Raw genomic sequence first — 19,690 nt, 5'->3', positions numbered from 1 at the left:
GCGCATGCCAAACCCACAGGAAACAATTTACGATGCCATCGTAGTCGGCACAGGAATCAGCGGCGGATGGGCCGCCAAAGAACTCTGCGAAAACGGACTGAAAACCTTGGTCTTGGAAAGGGGGCGTATGGTCGAGCATATCAAAGACTACCCGACCATGAACAAAGACGATTGGGATTTTCCCTTAAGAGGGCAATTGCCGCTCAAGGAAAAAGAGAAGTATCATACGGAAAACAGAAAATGGGCGCCAGGCGAGGACAGTGCACACTTTTTTGTCAACGGTATCGACCATCCTTATCAAGAAACCAAACGTTTTGATTGGTTGAGAGGGTATCATGTCGGCGGTCGTTCGATCACTTGGGGCAGGCAATCGTATCGATGGAGTGACATCGATTTCGAGGCCAATAAAAAAGATGGGCATGGTATCGACTGGCCGGTACGCTATGAAGATATCGCACCTTGGTATGATAAGGTGGAGAAATATATTGGGGTCAATGGTGAAAAATTAGGCTTGAAACAATTGCCCGACGGGCATTTTTTACCTCCTATGGAATTGAACTGCGTCGAAAAGGTGTTACAAAAATCCCTTTCCGAAAAATTCGAGGATGGACGCCTGTTGACAATCGGCCGCAGCGCGAATCTGACCGGTGTGGTCGAAGGCCAAGAAGGTCGGTCACTTTGTCAATATCGAAATCGATGCAGTCGAGGTTGCCCTTTCGGTGGATATTTTAGTAGCAACTCATCCACACTGCCTGCTGCCGAACGTACTGGCAATATGACCCTTCGGCCCAATTCTATTGTTCATGAGGTAATCTATGACGCTGTTACCAAAAAAGCCACAGGAGTACGGGTCATAGATGCAGAAACTCAAGAAAAACTCGAATTTAAGGCCAAGGTCATTTTTCTATGTGCTTCTGCCATGGCGTCCGTCGGTATTTTGATACAGTCCAAATCGGAACGTTTCCCGAATGGACTCGGCAATGATTCAGATGCCCTCGGTCGTGGGATTATGGATCATCATTTTCAAGTCGGGGCAAGTGCTTCTGTAAAAGGATATCTCGATAAGTATTACAAAGGAAGAAGGCCAAACGGATTCTATATTCCCAGATTCGTAAACCTCGATCAAAAGACCAAAAACAAAAATCATGTGCGTGGGTTTGGATATCAAGGCGGGGCCGGTCGGCACAATTGGTCATTGGCCATTGCAGAGGCCAATTATGGCAAAGATTTGAAAGAGGCCATCTTGAAACCCGGTAACTGGCAAATAGGTATGAATGCTTTTGGAGAAGTTTTGCCCCACGACGACAATAAGGTAACCTTAAGTACCGACAAAAAAGATAAATGGGGGCTGCCCTTATTGAATTTCAATGTCGAGTATAGAGATAACGAACTAAAGATGCGTGAAGATATGATGGCGCAGGCAAAAGAAATGTTGCAACGTGCCAGTTTCGATGACGTGAACGGATATGATAACCATTCAAAGCCCGGAAGCGCCATACATGAAATGGGAGGTGCTCGCATGGGGCATAGTTCAAAAAACTCCATCGTGAACAAAAACAATCAAGTTCATTTGGTATCTAATGTCTATGTGACCGATGGTGCTTTTATGACCTCTTCGAGTTGTGTGAACCCGTCGTTGACCTATATGGCATTTACGGCCAGGGCGGCCAATCATGCAGCGAAAGAATTTAAAGCCGGCAAGTTTTCTTAGCAAGATCGAACAACAATATAAACTGAGCCAAAAACGTTTAAGGAAATATGGACAATACTTCAGCCAATAACATGTGGGGAGATTATCTAAAGAATCACCTCGAAGATGCCTTTCACGAACCGCCGAAAGTCTATCATTTTGGTGATAACCAGGCTGATGCCGATACATGTGTCAATTTGGTTAAAAAAGGAATCAAAAAAGCAACTTCAGACTCCTTGTTAGGGCTGCAATATCGCAAGGAAAGATTGCCCAAAATAGGAGATTATACCGTTGTTACGGACTGGGAGGGCAAAGCACAATGTATTATCGAAACCAAGAAGGTTATCCTTAAACCATTTTTCAGTATCGATGACGAATATGCCAAACTTGAGGGCGAAGGCGATAAGTCATTGAAATATTGGAAAGAAGTTCATTGGGACTACTACACCCGAGAACTTGAAGCTTTTGGTCGCGTACCAAGAGAGAGTATGATCATTGTCTGCCAAGAGTTCGAAAAAGTTTTTGAACGCTAGAACACCGCCTTCTCCTTACCAAAAGTTTGTTTATCTTGGACAGCACCAATTTAAGCAAGTACACTATGAATACCTCTTTGTTCAACAAGCTAATCTTTCGTTTTTCAACACTACTTTTTCTTTTCGGTTTTTTAGCTCAAGCGTACGCCCAAGCTCCGAAATGGGAAAACCCTGAATGGGAGAATCCCGAAATATTCGAAATCGATCGCGAAGAACCCACAGCCTCTTTTTATCGCTATGCTGATGAAAAAACCGCCCTTGAAAATGACAGTTGGGAAAATTCCCTATTTACCAATCGCTAAATGGGGAATGGAGTTTTAATTATGCAGAAAATGTAATGGCCCGCCCGGTCGACTTTTTCTATTCGGACTATGATACTTCCGGATGGGATAAAATTCCCGTGCCTTCAAATTGGGAAGTATTAGGCTACGGAACTCCTATTTATACCAACGTCGTTTATCCTTTTCCGAAGAACCCACCTTTTATTCCTCATGAAGAAAATCCTGTAGGAAGTTATAAGCGTGATTTTGAAATTCCGGCAAACTGGGACGACAAAGACATCTATTTACATTTTGGTGGAGTTAGCGGAGCGACATACGTTTGGATTAATGGAAAGATGGTCGGATACAATGAGGGAAGCAAAACTCCTGCTGAATTCAAGATTTCTCAATATTTACAGGAAGGCAAAAATTCGTTAGCGGTTCAAGTTCTTCGCTGGTCGGATGCCAGTTATTTGGAAGATCAAGATTTTTGGCGTTTGAGCGGAATAGAGCGGGATGTTTATGTATATGCAACCAACAAATTAACAATCAAAGATTATCGAGCCATTGCTGATTTAGAAAATAGTTATGTTGACGGTAAGTTTGACCTCAATTTAGAAATAGCCAATGACGGCAAAAAAGCCAGGGGTTATCAGGTAGAAATAAAGTTGCTCGACGGAGATTCAGAGATTTATTCTGAAAGTAAAAAAGTTGATTTTGCACAAGGCAAAACCAAGGTCGAATTCCAAAAGCAAATTCCGAAGGTGAAAACATGGAATGCCGAAAAGCCGAATCTGTACACCCTGCTATTTTCCCTTAAAAACAAAAAAGGAGAGGTCATGGAAGCGGTAAGTTCTAAAATCGGTTTCCGGAAAATCGAAATCAAGAACAGCCAATTTTTGGTGAATGGGCAACCTGTGCTCATTAAAGGGGCAAACCTTCATGATCACGATGAAACCACCGGCCATGTGATCAGTGAGGAGATTACTTTAAAGGACATGGAAGTTATGAAACGAAGTAACCTCAACGCGATTCGCTGCAGTCACTATCCTAAAAACCCTTTCTTTTATAGAATGGCCGACAAATATGGATTCTATGTGGTCGACGAGGCCAATATCGAAATTCATGGAATGGGGGCAACCAACCAAGGACTTGACAATGATGTCGAAGCAATAAAAATACACCCGGCATATCGCCCAGAATGGAAAGCAATGCATTTGGATCGTACCATTCGAATGTTTGAACGCGACAAGAATTTCACTTCTATCGTGACTTGGTCTTTGGGAAATGAAGCAGGAAATGGAGAGAATTTTGTTGCCACCTTCGAGTGGTTGAAATCACAAGACTCAACTAGACCCGTTCAATATGAAGGTGCTACGATGTATGAAAACACCGATATTCAAGCACCAATGTACGACCTCATCGAATCCATGGAAGCCTACGCTACTAATAATCCTAAGCGACCTTACATTCAATGTGAGTATGCCCATGCTATGGGTAATAGTGTCGGTAATCTTCAAGACTATTGGGATGTCATCGAGAAGTACGATGTACTTCAGGGTGGTTTTATTTGGGATTGGGTCGATCAAGGCCTCAAAACCAAAAACGAAGATGGAGTGGATTTTTATGCCTTTGGAGGGGATTTTGGAGCAGGGCATCTTCAAAACGACAACAATTTTTGCTTGAACGGATTGGTCAACCCCGATCGTTCGGCGCATCCATCTTTATATGAAGTAAAGAAGGTCTATCAATACGTAAAGTTCAAATCGGAAAATCCGAAATCGGGAAAAATAACTTTGACCAATATGTATGATTTCACAAACCTTTCGGAATATGACTTTTCTTGGCGGTTGATGGAAAACGGAAATCAAGTCGCAAATGGAAGAATTGAAAAAGTCGATTTGAAGCCTTACGAATCTAAAGAAATACAAATTGAACTTCCGAAATTCTCAAACCCGGAAGCCGAGTATTTCTTGAATATTTTTATGACCAATAGGACTGAAACCGCATTAATACCCGAACATTTTCTATTGGCGTATGAGCAATTTCAATTGACCGATTATACCCCATCCATTTTTGAAATGGATACCGATGGAATCTCCGTGACCAAAGAAGACGATATCATAAAAGTTGCGGGAAATGGCTTCGAAATCGGATTCAATAGTGTCGATGGCACACTCACAGCCCTAGATTACGGTAATGGCAACATAATCAAAAAAGGCCCAAGTGTCAATTTCTGGCGGGCACCTATCGATAACGATTATGGCTATAACATGCCAATAAAATTGAAAAAATGGAAAGAAGCTACCGCAACACAAAATCTTGTCGCCTTAGAATTGAAGTCCAATGAAGGAAAAAAAGTAGTCGATGCGATAACGCTCCCCAAAAATAATTTCAAGGTCAAAAACGATTTACGTTTGACGGCGAAATACAAATTGCCTTCAGTGGGGGGAGAAGTCGTGATTACCTATTCCATCAATAACAAAGGGGAACTATTGGTCGATACCAAATTGATGAACATTAAAGAAAGTCTTCCCATACTCCCGCGTTTTGGAAATAATTTTATTATCGATACGACCTATGATAATGTGAACTGGTACGGAAGAGGAAAGCATGAAAATTATCAAGATCGTAAAACTTCCGCACTTGTCGGCAAACATGATGCAAAGGTAGAAGAGCTATATTTCGAATATATCCGTCCGCAAGAAAATGGTAATCGAACCGACATTAGAACTTTGTCTTTTACAAATTCAGTTGGCAAAGGCATCGAAATCAGCGCTCCAAAACTATTCGGCTTCAGTGCGCATCATCAGTATAATTCCGATTTTGACGAAGGTGATAAAAAACAGCAACGCCACACCTACGATATTATCAAACGTGACTTGATCAATATCAATATTGACCATAGCCAAATGGGTGTTGGAGGCGATAATAGTTGGGGACTGATGCCGCATGAAGAGTACCAAATAAAAGCAGGGAATTATTCATTCAGTTATATGATTAAGCCAGTGAACTAGAGACTAATACCTTTTATTAAATCAAAAAGCCGCTTATGCGGCTTTTTTGATTTATGAGCAATATCTATTTCTTCATTTTTACCCAGATATTCCCCTTTTTATGGGAAGCAACGGTAGCTTCAATGAAGTCCATTCCGCGAACGCCATCTTCCATAGTCGGAAACTCTCCATCGTTATATTTTCTTCCTCGAATAGCCTTGGCGGCACCCAGATAGATATTTGCCATTGAATCGAAAATCCCTTCCGGGTGACCGGCCGGCATTTTTGTACCATCCAAAGAGAGTTTTGAATTGTAGGCATGCCCTGGTTTATAAACTTGGGTAGGTTCGGTATCGCTCAATTTATATAAGAAGTTAGGCCGTTCCTGCTCCCATCGGAAAGCTCCTTTTTCTCCATAAATGGCAATGGCCAATCCGTTTTCTTCGCCTGTAGCGACTTGGCTTCCCCGGATGACACCTTTGATATGGTCACCCATTCGAATGAGTACGGTGCCATCGACATCCATTTTGTTATCCTTGTACAGATAATTGAAATCACACAATAGGGATTGCACTTTTAATCCTGTTGTGTATTCTATCATATTGAATGCATGTACCCCGATATCGCCCATACAAGAACTGATTCCAGCTTTTTTGGGATCTAAACGCCAAACAGAAGAGCGCTTTTTCTTATCGTGGATTATCGTATTGATCCATCCTTGGTAATATCGTGCATCTACCTTATGTATTTTTCCTAAAGCACCCGATTTTATCATCTCTCGCATTTGGCGTACCATGGGATAACCCGTGTAGGTATGGGTCAGGGCAAAAACGGTTCCTGCCTTTTTATGTGCTTTCTGTAATATTTTGGCCTCTTCATAGGTGGTGGTCATCGGTTTTTCGCAGATGACATGAAAACCATTGTCCAACAACTTTTTGGCCATCGGAAAATGTAAAAAGTTCGGGGTCAATACCGAACAGACTTGAATACGTTCATCTTCCGGAAGCTTCATTTCTTCCTCGATCATGATATCGAAATCTTCATAAATTCGATTAAGAGGGACATCGATTTCCCTGGCGAACGCTTTATTCGCTTTAAAATCAGGATTGAAGACCGCCCCGGTAATCTGATAATTATCGTTGATATGGGCCGCCACCCTGTGCAATACCCCTATGAGGGAATCGCCCCCTCCTCCTAAAATTCCTAATCTGATCTTTTTTGGCATAATACTTTACTATTTTATTTGTTTGAAATTCTCCCTATCGTTTCTGCGCATCCGTTAAGATTCGTATTCAATTTCTTCATTTTTAAAGAAAAACATGAACAATATAAAAACAATGGCTGCAAAAACTGCAGGGAAAATCCAGATTTCTTGCCAACTATGCGTATTGTCCGCAATTAGGTACTTATCGGAAATCTGGCCCGCGACCCAGTAACCGATAAGCATACCAATACCATAAGTAGCCAATGTAATAAGACCTTGGGCCGCACTTTTAATTTTATCCCCCGCTTTCGAATCGGTATATATCTGACCTGAAACAAAAAAGAAATCGTAACAAATACCGTGTAGTATGATACCCATCACTATCATAAAGAACAGGTCTCCCGCATCACCAAAAGCGAAGAGAAGATACCGTAAGACCCACGCTAACATTCCAAAGAGTATGGTTTTTTTGAACCCATATTTTTTAAAGAAAAAAGGCAACAACAACATGAACATCACCTCTGATATTTGACCTAACGTCGCCCAAGTGGTTGAATTTTCAACTTTATATTCTGTGAGGAAAAGACTTATATTCTGATAATAAAATGCAAGTGGTATACAAATCAAGACCGAAGAAACGAAGAAAATCAGGAAGTTTTTGTCTTTCAACAATTTCAAGGCATCCAATCCTAAAATATCAGAAAGACTGACCTTTTCGCCCTTTTTAATCGTTGGCGGTGTCTTGGGTAAAGTAAAGCTGAATATACCGAGTACACCTGAAGCTATTGCCACCATTAAGAATGTATTGTAGAGCGCTCCTTGACCTATATTTTCGATGGAATCCCATTTGAAACCAAAACTAATGACCCATCCAGCTATAATCCACCCCAATGTCCCAAAAACACGGACAAAAGGAAATTCCTTGGCCGGATCTTTCAATTGCCTAAAGGAAATAGAATTAACCAAGGCCAATGTTGGCATATAGACGATCATATATCCTAAAACGTATGGATAAAAAACACTAAACTCTGTGGCAAGCGACATTTGATACATTAAAATCGCCCCTATAATATGAAGTACTCCTAGTATGCGTTCTGCGTTAAAATATCTATCTGCAATCAAACCCACGATAAAAGGTGCGATAATAGCCCCCCATGACTGGGTTGAAAAAGCCATACCTGTTTCTGCACCCGTGGCATTGAGGTTGTTTCCTAAAAAAGAACCTAAGGTTACAAACCAGCCGCCCCAAATAAAGAACTCCAAAAACATCATCAGCGAGAGCTGAACACGTACCCCATTTTTCATAGTTTTGACTATTTAACGTTTGTAAAATACATAATCCAACTTTAGGGGTTCGATATCATTGGCCCTGAAATCCATTGCCATTTGACCTCGGTGATGGGTGGAGTGATTTAGTATATGAAAGAGTATATCCTGCAAAGTATTGGTAAACAAACGCCCCTCGGAATTCTCGTAATCGATCCGCTTTTCAAAATCATCGGCATCGGTCACGATCTCGAACGAACTGCGCTGGTTCTCGTAATGTATGTCCCCCCAGTCTTTAGGATCGTGTAACTGCCAAACCTCATATTCAGCAGGTTTCCCTAAAATTCTGGCATTCCAGATATGATGGGCGTTAAGAACATGGCTAAAAAGTTCTAAGCTTTTGGCCGGCACCGAATCGATAGTACTGCATTGTTCGATCACCTTTTATTGCAAAAAAAGTTGTAATCAAATAACTGATTAAAAAAACCTTCATGAAACGTAGTTAGTGAACTGGTTTAAACTTATTCGACTTCTTTGGCTGCCTTTAATAAAAGGTCCCTCGTCGCAATGATACCTTCTTCCTCGCCGAGTTCACTGCCCTCATACTCAACTCCGATATACCCTGCATAACCCGCATTTTTTACGATCTGTAACATTTTAGGATAGTCGATATTGACCTCGTTGCCATTTTCGTCGAATTCGTTCGATTTGGCACTGACAGCTTTGGCATAGGGCATCAATTCGGTTACCCCTTTATAGATATCGTACATCTCTTCACAATCCCTGCTATCTTTTTTTCTAGTGATGCAGAAATTTCCAAAGTCGGGTAAGGTACCACAGTTTTCCATGTTTACCTTCGTCATTACTTCGGCCAGCATAGCGCCGTTCGATGACAGTCCGCCATGGTTCTCGACCATTACATTGATGTTTTTGGACTTTGCGTAAGTGGCCAGTTGGGTAAGGCCATCGACTGAACTTGCCATCCATTCTTCGGGTTCGTCGCTTCCGGCAAGATTAACTCGAATTCCATGACAACCCATAGCTGAGGCGGCATCGACCCATTTGAAGTGATTTTCCACGGCCTTTTTTCTCACGGCAGCATCGGGTGTTGCCAGTTCACCTTGACCATCGATCATGATCAAAACATTTTCTAATCCATGCTTTTTGGCCTCGGCGTTTGATTTTTCTACGAAAGCCTCCATAGCTTCGGGTGAATATTCGTTGTCCTTCAAATCGGCAGGATAGAGTTGACTTACATATTCCAAACCTGAAAAACCCCAGTTCTTGGCCTTTTCGGCAAAGGTGTAAGGGTCCACGCTGTCATTCCTTATCATTTTATTAATAGACCACTGCGCCAATGAAAGTTTGAAGAATGGCTCTTTTACTTCTACGACCGGCTCTTCGGTCGTTGTCTCGGTATCGGTCTTTTTGTTTTCCTTGCATGATGAAAATACCATCATAAGAATAAGACCTCCTAAAAAAGAAAGTCTAGTAAGTGTCTTGAATCTTTTCATTTTGAAATTCGTTGGTTGCCGTTTGATTATTTTGTCTAACGATATCGTTTTAGTCCAATGCCGTTCTGAAGTATAGTGTTTAAAAGTAGAAAATTAATTTTATATTTAATAAATTTAGAGACTAAACAAATTGCTACATGGGTAAATTCTATTACAATGAAGAGCAAGAGTCGTACGATGCGATTGTTGTAGGTACAGGAATCAGTGGAGGCTGGGCCGCAAAGGAGTTGTGTGAAAAAGGATTAAAGACCCTCGTTCTTGAAAGAGGCCGAATGGTAAAACATATCGAGGACTATGAGACTGCCAACAAGGATCCATGGGATTTTCCCAATGCCGGACAACCCACCAAAGAAGACCTAGAAAAGCAACCCAAACAAAGTAGGACTGGCTACACGACCAATGCCGCAAGTAGCATGTGGTTCGTAAACGATCTTGTTCATCCCTATAATGAAATCAGACGTTTCGACTGGATGCGCGGCTACCACGTTGGAGGACGCTCGTTACAATGGGGCCGCCAAAGCTATCGTTGGAGCGATATTGATTTCGGAGCGAATAAAAAAGATGGTATTGCCGTCGATTGGCCGGTACGCTATAAAGATATTGCACCATGGTATGCCAAGGTTGAGGACTATATCGGTGTGAGCGGCGAGGCTCTTAATCTACCTCAACTACCCGACAGTAATTTTTTGCCCGCCATGGAACTGAACTGCGTTGAAGAGCAGTTCAAAGAAAAAGTGATGGAAGGTTTTGATGGCCGTGCGGTAACGATCGGTCGCGTTGCTCACATTACAGGAACAAAAAACTTTGACGGACGTACCAAATGTCAATACAGAAATAGATGTATTCGCGGTTGCCCGTTTGGAGGATATTTCAGCAGTCTATCATCTACATTACCTGCCGCAGAGGCAACGGGAAACATGACGCTTAGACCGGACTCCATAGTTCATGAAGTCATTTACGATGCAGATACGAAAAAAGCCACAGGTGTCAAGGTAATCGATCGTGTTACCAAAGAGACCCATGAATTCAAGGCCAAAGTAATCTTTCTTTGTGCTTCGGCGATTGCGTCGACCGCTATTTTAATGCAGTCCAAATCGGATCGATTCCCGAACGGAATGGGCAACGATTCCGATCAGTTGGGAAGAAATATTATGGATCATCATTTGGGTGTTGGTGCTTCCGGTAAATTCGATGGTTTCGATGATAAATATTATAAAGGAAGAAGACCTAACGGAGTTTATATTCCAAGATTTAGGAACCTGGGCGGTGCTTCCGATAGAAAAGACTACAAACGTGGTTTCGGCTATCAGGAGGTGCAAGCAGGGGCGATTGGGAAGATACGGTCGCAGAACTCTCGTATGGAAAAGACCTCAAAGATACCATACTTAAACCAGGTGGATGGACGATGGGTATCGGCGGTTTTGGCGAAGTACTCCCTTATGAAGATAACCGTATGACCTTGGATTACGACAAACTGGATGGATGGGGACTACCTACAGTCACTTTTGATGCCGATCTACAAGAGAACGAGTTTGCCATGAGAAAAGATATGCAGGAATCTGCAGTAGAAATGTTGGAAAAAGCAGGATTCCGTGATGTAAAAGGGCATGACGGACCTACTGGCCTTGGTCTGGGAATTCACGAAATGGGAACCGCGCGCATGGGAAGGGATAGAAAAACATCGGTACTCAACGGTAACAATCAATTACATGATGTACCCAATGTTTACGTAACGGACGGGGCATTTATGACCTCCGCCGCTTGTGTTAACCCCTCATTAACCTATATGGCCTTTACGGCCAGAGCTGCAGATCATGCAGTCAAAGAACTTAAAAAAGGAAATATATAATGGATAGAAGAAAAGCACTCAAAAATATGGGGCTGTCGCTCGGTTACGTGGTGGCCACCCCAACGTTGCTCGGTATCGTACAAAGTTGTAAACAAGAAAAAGTCTTGACATGGACCCCTGAATTTTTCACGAAGGAACAAGGTGCCGTGTTGACCAAATTGGTAGATATTATCCTGCCAAAGACCGATACGCCATCGGCATCTGAGGTGCAGGTCGATATTTTCATTGATCGGTTCGCTAATCAGGTCATGGAAAAAGAGCAGCAAGATTTTGTAAAAATGTCAATGGGGAAGTTTTTGGATAAAGCCTTGAAAGATGCTGGAAAAGAAAAAATCGAAGACCTTTCTGCTGAAGATCTTGAACCTGTTTTGGCGGCTGCCTTAAAAGTGACCAAAGAAGACGAAGTCAAGAATTTTGAAGCCATCAATTCATATACCGAGTCCATTGCGAAAGGTGAGCAGGCAGAATTGGACGATGCGATTTCGAGATTCGCCTTTGCCAATAATCTAAGGGGCATGACCATTTGGGGATACAAATCCTCGGAATATGTAGGCGAAGAGGTTTTGGCCTACCTGCCGGTTCCTGGGGAATACATCGCTTGTGGGGATCTTCAAGAGCTTACTGAGGGCAAAACTTGGTCTTTATAACTTAACGTTAAAGAGTCAAGGAAGAAAGAGTTATGGGCAGCAAATAGTAACCTTTAACTCTTTTTCTGTTTTACTCTTTTCCTCAATTGGGGCTGCTAGATACAGCATTTTATCTAAGTTTATAGAAACCTAAATGTTCAACCATACCGATAAGAAAATGAAAAGAAGAAATTTTATTCAAAAGACAGCACTTACAACCGGAGTACTTTCCATGGGAGGTATTTTGGCACATGCAAACGAGGCCAAAAAAAATGTTGACGCACATACTTTTAATTTAAAGTACGCTCCTCATTTGGGCATGTTCAAAGCTCATGCAGGTGAAGATCCGATTGACCAGATCAACTTTATGGCCGATCAGGGGTTTACGGCCTTTGAGGACAACGGCATGATGAAACGTGATGTATCGTTACAGACCAATATGGGCGAAACGCTTGCTAAACGTGGTATGACCATGGGTGTTTTTGTGGTCGATAAAGGAGGGAATATGGCCAATACTTTAGCAGCCGGAAAACAAGAATATATCGATATATTTTTGGATGGATGCAAAAGGGCCGTCGAAGTAGCCAAACGCGTCAATGCAAAATGGATGACCGTAGTCCCCGGCGGATTTGAAAGAAACTTGCCCATAGGCGTACAAGATGGTCATGTTATAGAAGCTCTGAAGAGAGGTGCCGAAATTTTCGAACCCCACGGCTTGGTTATGGTGCTTGAACCGTTATCCGATTCGCCAGACCTGTATCTACAGAATTCCGACCAGACCTATATGATCTGTAAGGGGGTGGACAGTCCCTCATGTAAAATATTGTACGATATCTATCATTTACAGAAAACCGAAGGCCATCTCATTCATAACATGGGGCTCACCTGGGATGAAATCGCCTACATTCAAATCGGCGATAACCCGGGGCGAAAAGAACCGACTACGGGCGAAATCAATTACAAAAATGTCTTCAAATGGATCCATGAAAAAGGTTTCGATGGGGTGCTGGGGATGGAGCATGGTAATTCGAAGGAAGGTAAAGAAGGTGAACAGACTGTTATTGATGCTTATAAAGAGGTGGATGCTTTTATGTAAGAACCCGTATTTGAAAATAAAAAGACGCCTTTTAGGCGTCTTTTTATTTTACTACAAGGATTATTCAGCATGACTATTCTAGGTTAAATTTAACCTTTAACGACTAGTTTACTATAACGCCCACAATTAAAGTAAAAGATTTCGAAAGTTTATTCGGGTCAGTCATCGATGATTTTGTTATTCATCGATCATAAAAATCAAAATTTTGCCTTTCATCGAAAATTTGATTGCTTTTCGATGTATAGCACAATACAATAGTAAGATATCACGGACAACCTCCGTTCTTGTTATATGACCCCGTATTTATACCTACTTATCAGTTACATTGCATTATTGTTGATTTCTAAGGTTTCGTACAAACGCTTTTTTAAAAGGGAACGTGAGTTGAGCTTAGAGGACTAAAGTGCAATCGTGCTTTTCAAAATGAAAAGTGACCGATTGTTACCAATGCAACATGACACATATACATCTTGATCATAAAGACGTATATGTGTCATTTTCCTTTCCGGTCGTCTATAAATGCCTTATTTTTTGTAGGTCATTACGAAAAATTTGGTTATTCCGTTATTTTTTTGCCATATTTTAAAATTTAAATAGTCTTTTTGCGTTCTTTAACCGTATATTATTATACAGTTATTTATTGGGGCATGGACAAGTATATCATTATTCTTATTATTTACGCAATGGCATTGGTTTTCTCAAGTGCCTTGCGACCTTATTTTGAAAAATAAGACCTTTTCACTTCTTTAGAGGTTAGAGCAATTCGTTTTCCAAATTGCTTTAACATTATAATTTATATCATTTCTATTTTTAGATTTTCACTTAGCCTTAGCAATTTTATTTGGCTTATGGTCAAGAATTCTATATCGCTACCTCAACCTGAAAATTTACTCGATAATCGAGATTAAAATGATTCGACGCTTGCCCTGAACACTAAATTTAAAGTTTTTGACAATGCGTCTTGGGCTTGCTCGAAGTAGTGTGCCAAAGATAAAACCTCGGCTTTTGACCGAGGTTGATTTGTAAAAGGTTATGCTATTGATTAAACAGATTGCCTCCTTCACTGAAATGAATTCAGCACAAGCGCGGGAATGGCAACGTTTTAAGATCCGCACATTAAACAATCATCATCGGCCTGTCCCTCTTTCGCCCTTGCTATCATTTCCTTCATTTCTGCCGCTGTCATAGGCTGTATGTCCAATTCTTGCTGTGCGACCGAGGTGGCTTTTACTTCCATTGCGGTAGCTGCTTCTGGGTTTGGTAATGTTGCCGCTGCTACCTCCGCTTCTGCCGCTACACTTATTGGCATTTCTTTTTTCTTGGTATTATCTAACGTAAACTTGATAGCGTCGACCGCTGCCTTAGTGCGCAAGTAGTACATGCCAGTTTTAAGCCCGCTTTTCCAAGCGTAAAAATGCATAGAAGTCAATTTCGAATAGTTGGCATTTTCCATGAAAAGGTTCAATGACTGACTCTGATCGATAAAGTATCCTCGGTGCCTTGACATATCGATGATATCTTTCATACTGAGCTCCCATACGGTTTTGTAGAGCTCTCGAATATCTTGCGGTATCGTCTCGATATGCTGAATTGACCCATTGGCGCGCATTAATTCTTGCTTCATGTTCTCGTTCCAAAGTCCGAGTTCTACAAGATCTTCCAAAAGGTGTTTGTTCACCACAATAAATTCGCCGCTCAAAACCCTACGGGTGTATATATTGGAGGTATATGGTTCAAAACACTCGTTGTTTCCTAAAATTTGTGATGTAGAAGCGGTTGGCATCGGTGCTACCAAAAGGGAGTTTCGCACTCCGTTTTTCTTAACGCTTTTTCTCAATTTCGCCCAATCCCATCTTCCGGAAAGTTCCTCATCCTTTATGCCCCAAAGGTTATGCTGAAAATCTCCTTGGGAAATAGGTGAACCTTCATACGACGAGTACGACCCTTCTTCCTTAGCTGCTTCCATAGAGGCGGTAACCGCGGCAAAGTAAAGTGTTTCGAAAATTTCTTGGTTCAGCTTTTTAGCTTCGTCGCTTGTAAAGGGTAAGCGTAACATGATAAAGGCATCCGCTAATCCCTGTACCCCAAGACCGATGGGTCTGTGGCGCATATTCGAATTCTCGGCCTCTTTGACCGGATAGTAGTTTCTATCAATGACCCGATTCAAGTTCTTGGTCACACGTTTGGTGACCCTGAACAATTCTTTATGGTCGAATTCTCCATTTTTTATGAACATGGGCAAGGCGATAGAAGCCAAATTGCATACCGCGACCTCATCTGGTGAGGTATATTCCATAATTTCGGTACAAAGGTTCGAAGACCGAATAGTGCCCAAATTTTTCTGATTGCTCTTGCGATTGGCCGCATCTTTGTAGAGCATATAAGGCGTACCGGTTTCTATCTGTGATTCCAATATCTTCTCCCAGAGTTCACGGGCCCTTACTGTTTTTCTTCCTTTTCCTTGTTCTTCATACCCCATATATAATTTTTCGAACTCCTCACTATGGTTCGTAAATAATCCCGGGCATTCGTTAGGGCACATTAAGGTCCATTCCTCATTGGCCTCCACTCTTTTCATGAACAAATCCGGAATCCACATGGCATAAAAAAGATCACGAGCTCGCATCTCTTCTTTTCCATGGTTCTTTTTCAAGTCCAAAAACTCATACACATCGGCATGCCATGGTTCAACATAAATGGCGAAACTTCCTTTTCGCTTGCCGCCGCCTTGATCTACGTAGCGAGCTGTGTCGTTGAACACCTGTAACATAGGCACTATACCGTTTGAGGTACCGTTGGTTCCCGCGATATAAGAGCCTGTTGCCCTGATGTTATGGATAGATAAGCCGATACCCCCCGCTGATTGGGAAATTTTGGCCGTCTGTTTCAATGTATCATAAATGCCATCGATACTATCATCTTTCATTGCCAAAAGAAAACAAGAGGACATTTGCGGTTTCGGCGTGCCCGAATTGAACAAGGTCGGAGTAGCATGGGTAAAATATTTCTTTGACATCAATTCGTACGTCTCGATGGCAGAATCTAGATCGTTCAAATGGATTCCCACGGCGACACGCATCAACATATGTTGTGGTCGCTCCGCAATTTTTCCGTTCAATTTCAAAAGATAGGAACGCTCCAACGTTTTAAAACCGAAATAATCGTAGCCAAAATCTCGGTTATAAATAATCGTCGAATCCAACTTTTCGGCATTTTCCGAAATGACCTTGTGAACCTCATCGGACAACAATGGAGCCTTCTTGTTGGTTCTAGGATTTACATATTCATAAAGATCTTTCATCGTTTCTGAGAAAGATTTCTTCGTGTTTTTATGGAGGTTCGATACCGAAATACGAGCTGCCAGTTTTGCGTAATCAGGATGAGTCGTCGTCATGGTCGCGGCAATCTCGGCCGCCAAATTATCAAGTTCTGATGTCGTCACGCCATCATATAGCCCCTCGATAACGCGCATAGCCACTTTCAAAGGGTCTACCAACCCATTGAGCCCATAACACAGTTTTCGAACACGGGCCGTGATCTTGTCGAACATCACTACCTCTTTTCTTCCGTCTCTTTTGATTACATACATTTTGCTACAATTATTTTTAATGAAACTTTATTTATAGGAGCCTGGCTTTAACAATTACTTTACATTCTATTTTTAGCGCACAAAAAACCTCTGTATTTCAAGAGGTTTTATGAAATCTATTTAAAAGTCTGCGTCGAAACTGATTTTCTGTGCATCCTCATCCTTTTCTTTGTTCAGCACGCCTGCTTTCTGATATTCAGAAACTCTTTTCTCGAAGAAATTTGTTTTTCCTTGAAGTGAAATCATATCCATAAAATCAAAAGGATTCGTGGAATTGTAAACTCTATCACATTCCAATTCAACCAGCAATCTATCGGTAACAAATTCAAGATATTGTGTCATCAACTTTGAGTTCATTCCTATCAAACTCGCTGGAAGCGATTCAGTGATAAACTCACGTTCTATATCCAAGGCATTTGTCAAGATTTCAGTGATACGTTCTTTAGGCACCTTGTTGATCAGATGCTTATTGTGCAGGTGTACGGCATAATCGCAGTGCATACCTTCATCCCTTGAAATCAATTCGTTCGAGAACGTAAGCCCCGGCATCAAACCTCTTTTCTTTAACCAAAATATAGAGCAGAACGCACCTGAAAAGAAAATACCCTCAACAGCAGCAAAAGCAATCAAACGCTCCGCAAAGCTTGGGGAGTCGATCCAGTTCAGTGCCCAATCGGCCTTCTTTTTGATTGCGGGAAAATTCTCGATCGCTTTAAAAAGAATATTTTTTTCCTTTTCGTCCTTGACATAGGTATCGATCAAAAGAGAATAGGTTTCAGAGTGGATGTTCTCCATCATAATCTGAAAACCATAAAAGAATTTCGCCTCGGCATATTGCACCTCACTTACAAAGTTTTCGGCCAGATTTTCGTTCACGATACCATCCGAGGCGGCAAAGAAGGCCAAGATATGCTTGATGAAATAGCGCTCATCGTCGCTCAATTTATTGTTCCAGTCGTTCAGGTCTTCATGAAGGTCAATTTCCTCGGCGGTCCAAAAACAGGCCTCACATTTTTTATACCATTCCCATAAATCGTGATGTTTAATAGGAAAAATTACAAAACGGTCTTCATTTTCTTCTAGAATCGGCTCTAACGCTGTTGACATAATGTTGTTTAGTTTTTTTAATTCGTATTTCGATTTCGGACAATATTCAAGCGCACATTCATTTGGTCGGTTGCTCGGATCCAATCTTCTCACCGGGAGAAAAGACCTTTGAATGATGCAACTCGAATTAACTTAGATAAGCAGGATGAAAATTACCTTACTGTCGGGATGAACAAAGATGGAAAAATGTAAGCGTTCAAAAAAGGGCGATGCATCAAAACAATCACAAAGTTTTTAACACGCTCTGTTGAAATGTAGGCTCACTCGTGATGTTCATTGACCTTTGTAAAATCTCAAGGAATTTCAATTTTTTCGTAGAAAAATAAAGCACAAAAAATAAACCAAAAAGTATGGTTTTAATATACTTCTTGGTTTAAAAAGGGGCATTCTTAATGGCCATAGTAGGCATCACTTCATTTTAAGGCTTAAATAGAGTATAACATTATCCTCTAAGCGGTTTACCTTGACGATACAATTATCCAGTCCCGCCTCATTGGCAAGGGATATAAGTTGGGCTTCCGTTCTATGGATCAAATGCCAATCGCCTAGAATTTCAAGGTAATCGCGGCTGGGGTTATATTCCTCATTATAATTTCCAATAATGATTTCCCCTCTGGGCGACAGCCAATCTTTGAACTTTTTCAGAACGAATACGAACGCCTTGTCGTTCAGGTAGTCGAAAAGCCCGGCGGACCATATCATATCGTAGGTTTTGTTATTTCTAAATTTGAAAACATTGGAATGGACATAGTTTATATTTTCAAGGTATTCGTTGTTCAGCCTCTTGGAGAAATTAATTGCCCCTTGATCTATTTCTACACAGGTAGTATTTACATTTTTGACTTGAAATTGACCATATAGTTCAAAAAGTTCCCTTCCTGAACCGCTTACCACGTTAAGAAGATTCAACCGTGAATTGTCCGCCGCTTTTTCGAGAACCAATTTCTTCAAATACGCCTTACGGTTACGAACGGCATTCGGAGCGGCATGCTGTTGTACATATTCATCCCATATTCCATATTTAGGATTTTTGCTTATATGCCGGGTATAGATTCTGTCTAAAAAAAGATAGTCTCCAGGGTAACCATTAGGCTTCATAAAGCCCAACCCATGGATAGTTTCTCTTAAAAATTCAGAATCGAACCAAGAACGTATTCGAGAAATACCATCATTGGTCAACGTTCCTTTTTTTAGTTCAGAATTAATTACGAACAACATACTATCCAACTGCCAAAAATTGTCTTTGTTCAATCGTTCTTCACGAATAAACTGCTTTAGGTCATAGATCACCAAATCGACTTTGGAAGGTTTTTGAAGTGCTGTAGTCGTAATCATCTTTCTGGTTTTTATTTTGGGGCTTGTTTCTATTCCTGTTTTTTTTTATCCGCAGACACATGAACCTAAGACCGGGTATCCGTTTTTATTTCTTTACTTCCTTTGACAACGAATATTTTTAGATTGGTGAAGTCCGGTTTTGTGACCTTTCTAAAGTCCCTCAAGGTTAAATTAAGGTAGTATCCGACAAAAAGAAGTATCTCCAATATTACAAATGGCCAAACACTAATACTTTTTAACAAATCAGAAACTGGTTCTGCCAACAGCAACGTGGTGTTCAGAATAAGTGCTGCGATAAGAATAATAGACGTTTTCATACGATGTCGATTTTATTTGATTGGGGCACTCCCATTTTGATTTCTTATTTATTCTTTATGTATAGATTGAGAAAAGGTTAACGGGGGGAAGTGATTTTACAATATTCGACTTCGATCACATTGCGGAAATCATCCTAACTTCTGAAGCCAAATCTTAATACTCCAAAGATAATTGTAGACTTTCAGTGACACTAGAGGTGTTCGGCCCAAATAACATAGGGGCAAACAACCCCAATTTTAAAATAGCCACATACTATGTAGAGGAAGAAATGTTAATACGGACCTAGAGGTAGTCGTGGCGCTATTAC

General features: G+C 41.2%; 14 protein-coding genes and 1 pseudogene. 7 read left to right on the top strand and 8 right to left on the bottom strand.

All coding sequences use genetic code 11. From position 1 onward, the window contains the following. Window positions 1–4: 4 nt before the first annotated feature. Genes N8A86_RS09845 through lacZ form a run of 4 tightly spaced genes read left to right on the top strand, consistent with a single transcriptional unit; the run spans window position 5 to window position 5,500 of the window. Window positions 5–1,711, top strand: a complete 1,707-nt coding sequence (locus tag N8A86_RS09845; RefSeq protein WP_273568911.1) for a GMC oxidoreductase — start codon at window positions 5–7, stop codon at window positions 1,709–1,711. 47 nt (window positions 1,712–1,758) lie between these two features. Beyond that, window positions 1,759–2,223 (top strand): ASCH domain-containing protein, encoded by a 465-nt coding sequence (locus N8A86_RS09840; protein ID WP_273568910.1) that lies wholly within the window; start codon window positions 1,759–1,761, stop codon window positions 2,221–2,223. A gap of 35 nt (window positions 2,224–2,258) precedes the next feature. Beyond that, the gene (locus tag N8A86_RS09835; RefSeq protein ID WP_273568909.1) at window positions 2,259–2,525 is read left to right on the top strand and encodes a hypothetical protein; all 267 of its coding nucleotides are present in this window, start codon (window positions 2,259–2,261) and stop codon (window positions 2,523–2,525) included. After that, on the top strand, window positions 2,495–5,500 hold the full coding sequence (gene lacZ / locus N8A86_RS09830) for a beta-galactosidase, LacZ type (RefSeq protein ID WP_273568908.1): 3,006 nt from the start codon (window positions 2,495–2,497) through the stop codon (window positions 5,498–5,500). Before N8A86_RS09835 ends, lacZ begins: the two co-directional genes overlap by 31 nt. A 64-nt stretch (window positions 5,501–5,564) precedes the next feature. Here lacZ and N8A86_RS09825 read toward each other — a convergent pair whose 3' ends face one another. The 4 genes from N8A86_RS09825 to N8A86_RS09810 all read right to left on the bottom strand — a co-directional run bounded on the left by N8A86_RS09825 (window position 5,565) and on the right by N8A86_RS09810 (window position 9,463). Further along, window positions 5,565–6,704, bottom strand: a complete 1,140-nt coding sequence (locus tag N8A86_RS09825) for a Gfo/Idh/MocA family protein (protein ID WP_273568907.1) — start codon at window positions 6,702–6,704, stop codon at window positions 5,565–5,567. Window positions 6,705–6,758: 54 nt separating this feature from the next. After that, window positions 6,759–7,988: a nucleoside permease gene (locus tag N8A86_RS09820; RefSeq protein ID WP_273568906.1), complete on the bottom strand. Its 1,230-nt coding sequence runs from the start codon at window positions 7,986–7,988 to the stop codon at window positions 6,759–6,761. Between the two features lie 12 nt (window positions 7,989–8,000). Next, on the bottom strand, window positions 8,001–8,390 hold the full coding sequence (locus N8A86_RS09815; protein ID WP_273568905.1) for a DinB family protein: 390 nt from the start codon (window positions 8,388–8,390) through the stop codon (window positions 8,001–8,003). An 80-nt stretch (window positions 8,391–8,470) separates the two neighbouring features. Continuing rightward, complete coding sequence (locus tag N8A86_RS09810; protein WP_273568904.1) at window positions 8,471–9,463, bottom strand: sugar phosphate isomerase/epimerase family protein; 993 nt, start codon at window positions 9,461–9,463, stop codon at window positions 8,471–8,473. Window positions 9,464–9,600: 137 nt separating this feature from the next. On the opposite strand from N8A86_RS09810, the pseudogene N8A86_RS09805 reads away from it, so the two are divergent. The 3 genes and pseudogenes from N8A86_RS09805 (at window position 9,601) to N8A86_RS09795 (ending at window position 13,034) form a co-directional block, all read left to right on the top strand. After that, window positions 9,601–11,312: pseudogene (locus N8A86_RS09805) on the top strand (GMC oxidoreductase). After that, window positions 11,312–11,959 carry a gluconate 2-dehydrogenase subunit 3 family protein gene (locus tag N8A86_RS09800; protein ID WP_273568903.1) on the top strand — a complete coding sequence of 216 codons (648 nt, stop codon included), beginning with the start codon at window positions 11,312–11,314 and terminating at the stop codon, window positions 11,957–11,959. The pseudogene N8A86_RS09805 and the gene N8A86_RS09800 overlap by 1 nt, the downstream one beginning before the upstream one ends. 157 nt (window positions 11,960–12,116) lie before the next feature. Then, window positions 12,117–13,034 carry a hydroxypyruvate isomerase family protein gene (locus N8A86_RS09795; RefSeq protein WP_273568902.1) on the top strand — a complete coding sequence of 306 codons (918 nt, stop codon included), beginning with the start codon at window positions 12,117–12,119 and terminating at the stop codon, window positions 13,032–13,034. 1,102 nt (window positions 13,035–14,136) lie between these two features. Here the strand turns inward: N8A86_RS09795 and N8A86_RS09790 are convergent. The 4 genes from N8A86_RS09790 to N8A86_RS09775 form a co-directional block, all read right to left on the bottom strand. Next, window positions 14,137–16,623 carry a ribonucleoside-diphosphate reductase subunit alpha gene (locus N8A86_RS09790; RefSeq protein ID WP_273568901.1) on the bottom strand — a complete coding sequence of 829 codons (2,487 nt, stop codon included), beginning with the start codon at window positions 16,621–16,623 and terminating at the stop codon, window positions 14,137–14,139. A 120-nt stretch (window positions 16,624–16,743) separates the two neighbouring features. After that, window positions 16,744–17,730 (bottom strand): ribonucleotide-diphosphate reductase subunit beta, encoded by a 987-nt coding sequence (locus N8A86_RS09785; protein WP_273568900.1) that lies wholly within the window; start codon window positions 17,728–17,730, stop codon window positions 16,744–16,746. 408 nt (window positions 17,731–18,138) lie between these two features. Next, the gene (locus N8A86_RS09780; RefSeq protein WP_273568899.1) at window positions 18,139–19,065 is read right to left on the bottom strand and encodes a class I SAM-dependent methyltransferase; all 927 of its coding nucleotides are present in this window, start codon (window positions 19,063–19,065) and stop codon (window positions 18,139–18,141) included. A 65-nt stretch (window positions 19,066–19,130) separates the two neighbouring features. Then, entirely contained in the window at window positions 19,131–19,382 is a 252-nt protein-coding gene (locus tag N8A86_RS09775) for a hypothetical protein (RefSeq protein ID WP_273568898.1), read from the bottom strand. Between the last annotated feature and the right edge of the window lie 308 nt (window positions 19,383–19,690).

It is taken from the genome of Maribacter halichondriae, from assembly GCF_027474825.1.
GTDB lineage: Bacteria > Bacteroidota > Bacteroidia > Flavobacteriales > Flavobacteriaceae > Meishania > Meishania halichondriae.
Note: the sequence above shows the minus strand (reverse complement) of the source record. Positions and strands in the feature narration are given on the sequence as shown.

Excerpts from the sequence above, each read along its gene's own strand:
- N8A86_RS09845 (WP_273568911.1), top strand. The coding sequence starts at position 5 with ATGCCAAACCCACAGGAAACAATTTACGATGCCATCGTAGTCGGCACA.
- N8A86_RS09840 (WP_273568910.1), top strand. The coding sequence starts at position 1,759 with ATGGACAATACTTCAGCCAATAACATGTGGGGAGATTATCTAAAGAAT.
- N8A86_RS09825 (WP_273568907.1), bottom strand. The coding sequence starts at position 6,704 with ATGCCAAAAAAGATCAGATTAGGAATTTTAGGAGGAGGGGGCGATTCC.
- N8A86_RS09820 (WP_273568906.1), bottom strand. The coding sequence starts at position 7,988 with ATGAAAAATGGGGTACGTGTTCAGCTCTCGCTGATGATGTTTTTGGAG.
- N8A86_RS09810 (WP_273568904.1), bottom strand. The coding sequence starts at position 9,463 with ATGAAAAGATTCAAGACACTTACTAGACTTTCTTTTTTAGGAGGTCTT.
- N8A86_RS09800 (WP_273568903.1), top strand. The coding sequence starts at position 11,312 with ATGGATAGAAGAAAAGCACTCAAAAATATGGGGCTGTCGCTCGGTTAC.
- N8A86_RS09795 (WP_273568902.1), top strand. The coding sequence starts at position 12,117 with ATGAAAAGAAGAAATTTTATTCAAAAGACAGCACTTACAACCGGAGTA.
- N8A86_RS09790 (WP_273568901.1), bottom strand. The coding sequence starts at position 16,623 with ATGTATGTAATCAAAAGAGACGGAAGAAAAGAGGTAGTGATGTTCGAC.
- N8A86_RS09785 (WP_273568900.1), bottom strand. The coding sequence starts at position 17,730 with ATGTCAACAGCGTTAGAGCCGATTCTAGAAGAAAATGAAGACCGTTTT.
- N8A86_RS09780 (WP_273568899.1), bottom strand. The coding sequence starts at position 19,065 with ATGATTACGACTACAGCACTTCAAAAACCTTCCAAAGTCGATTTGGTG.
- N8A86_RS09775 (WP_273568898.1), bottom strand. The coding sequence starts at position 19,382 with ATGAAAACGTCTATTATTCTTATCGCAGCACTTATTCTGAACACCACG.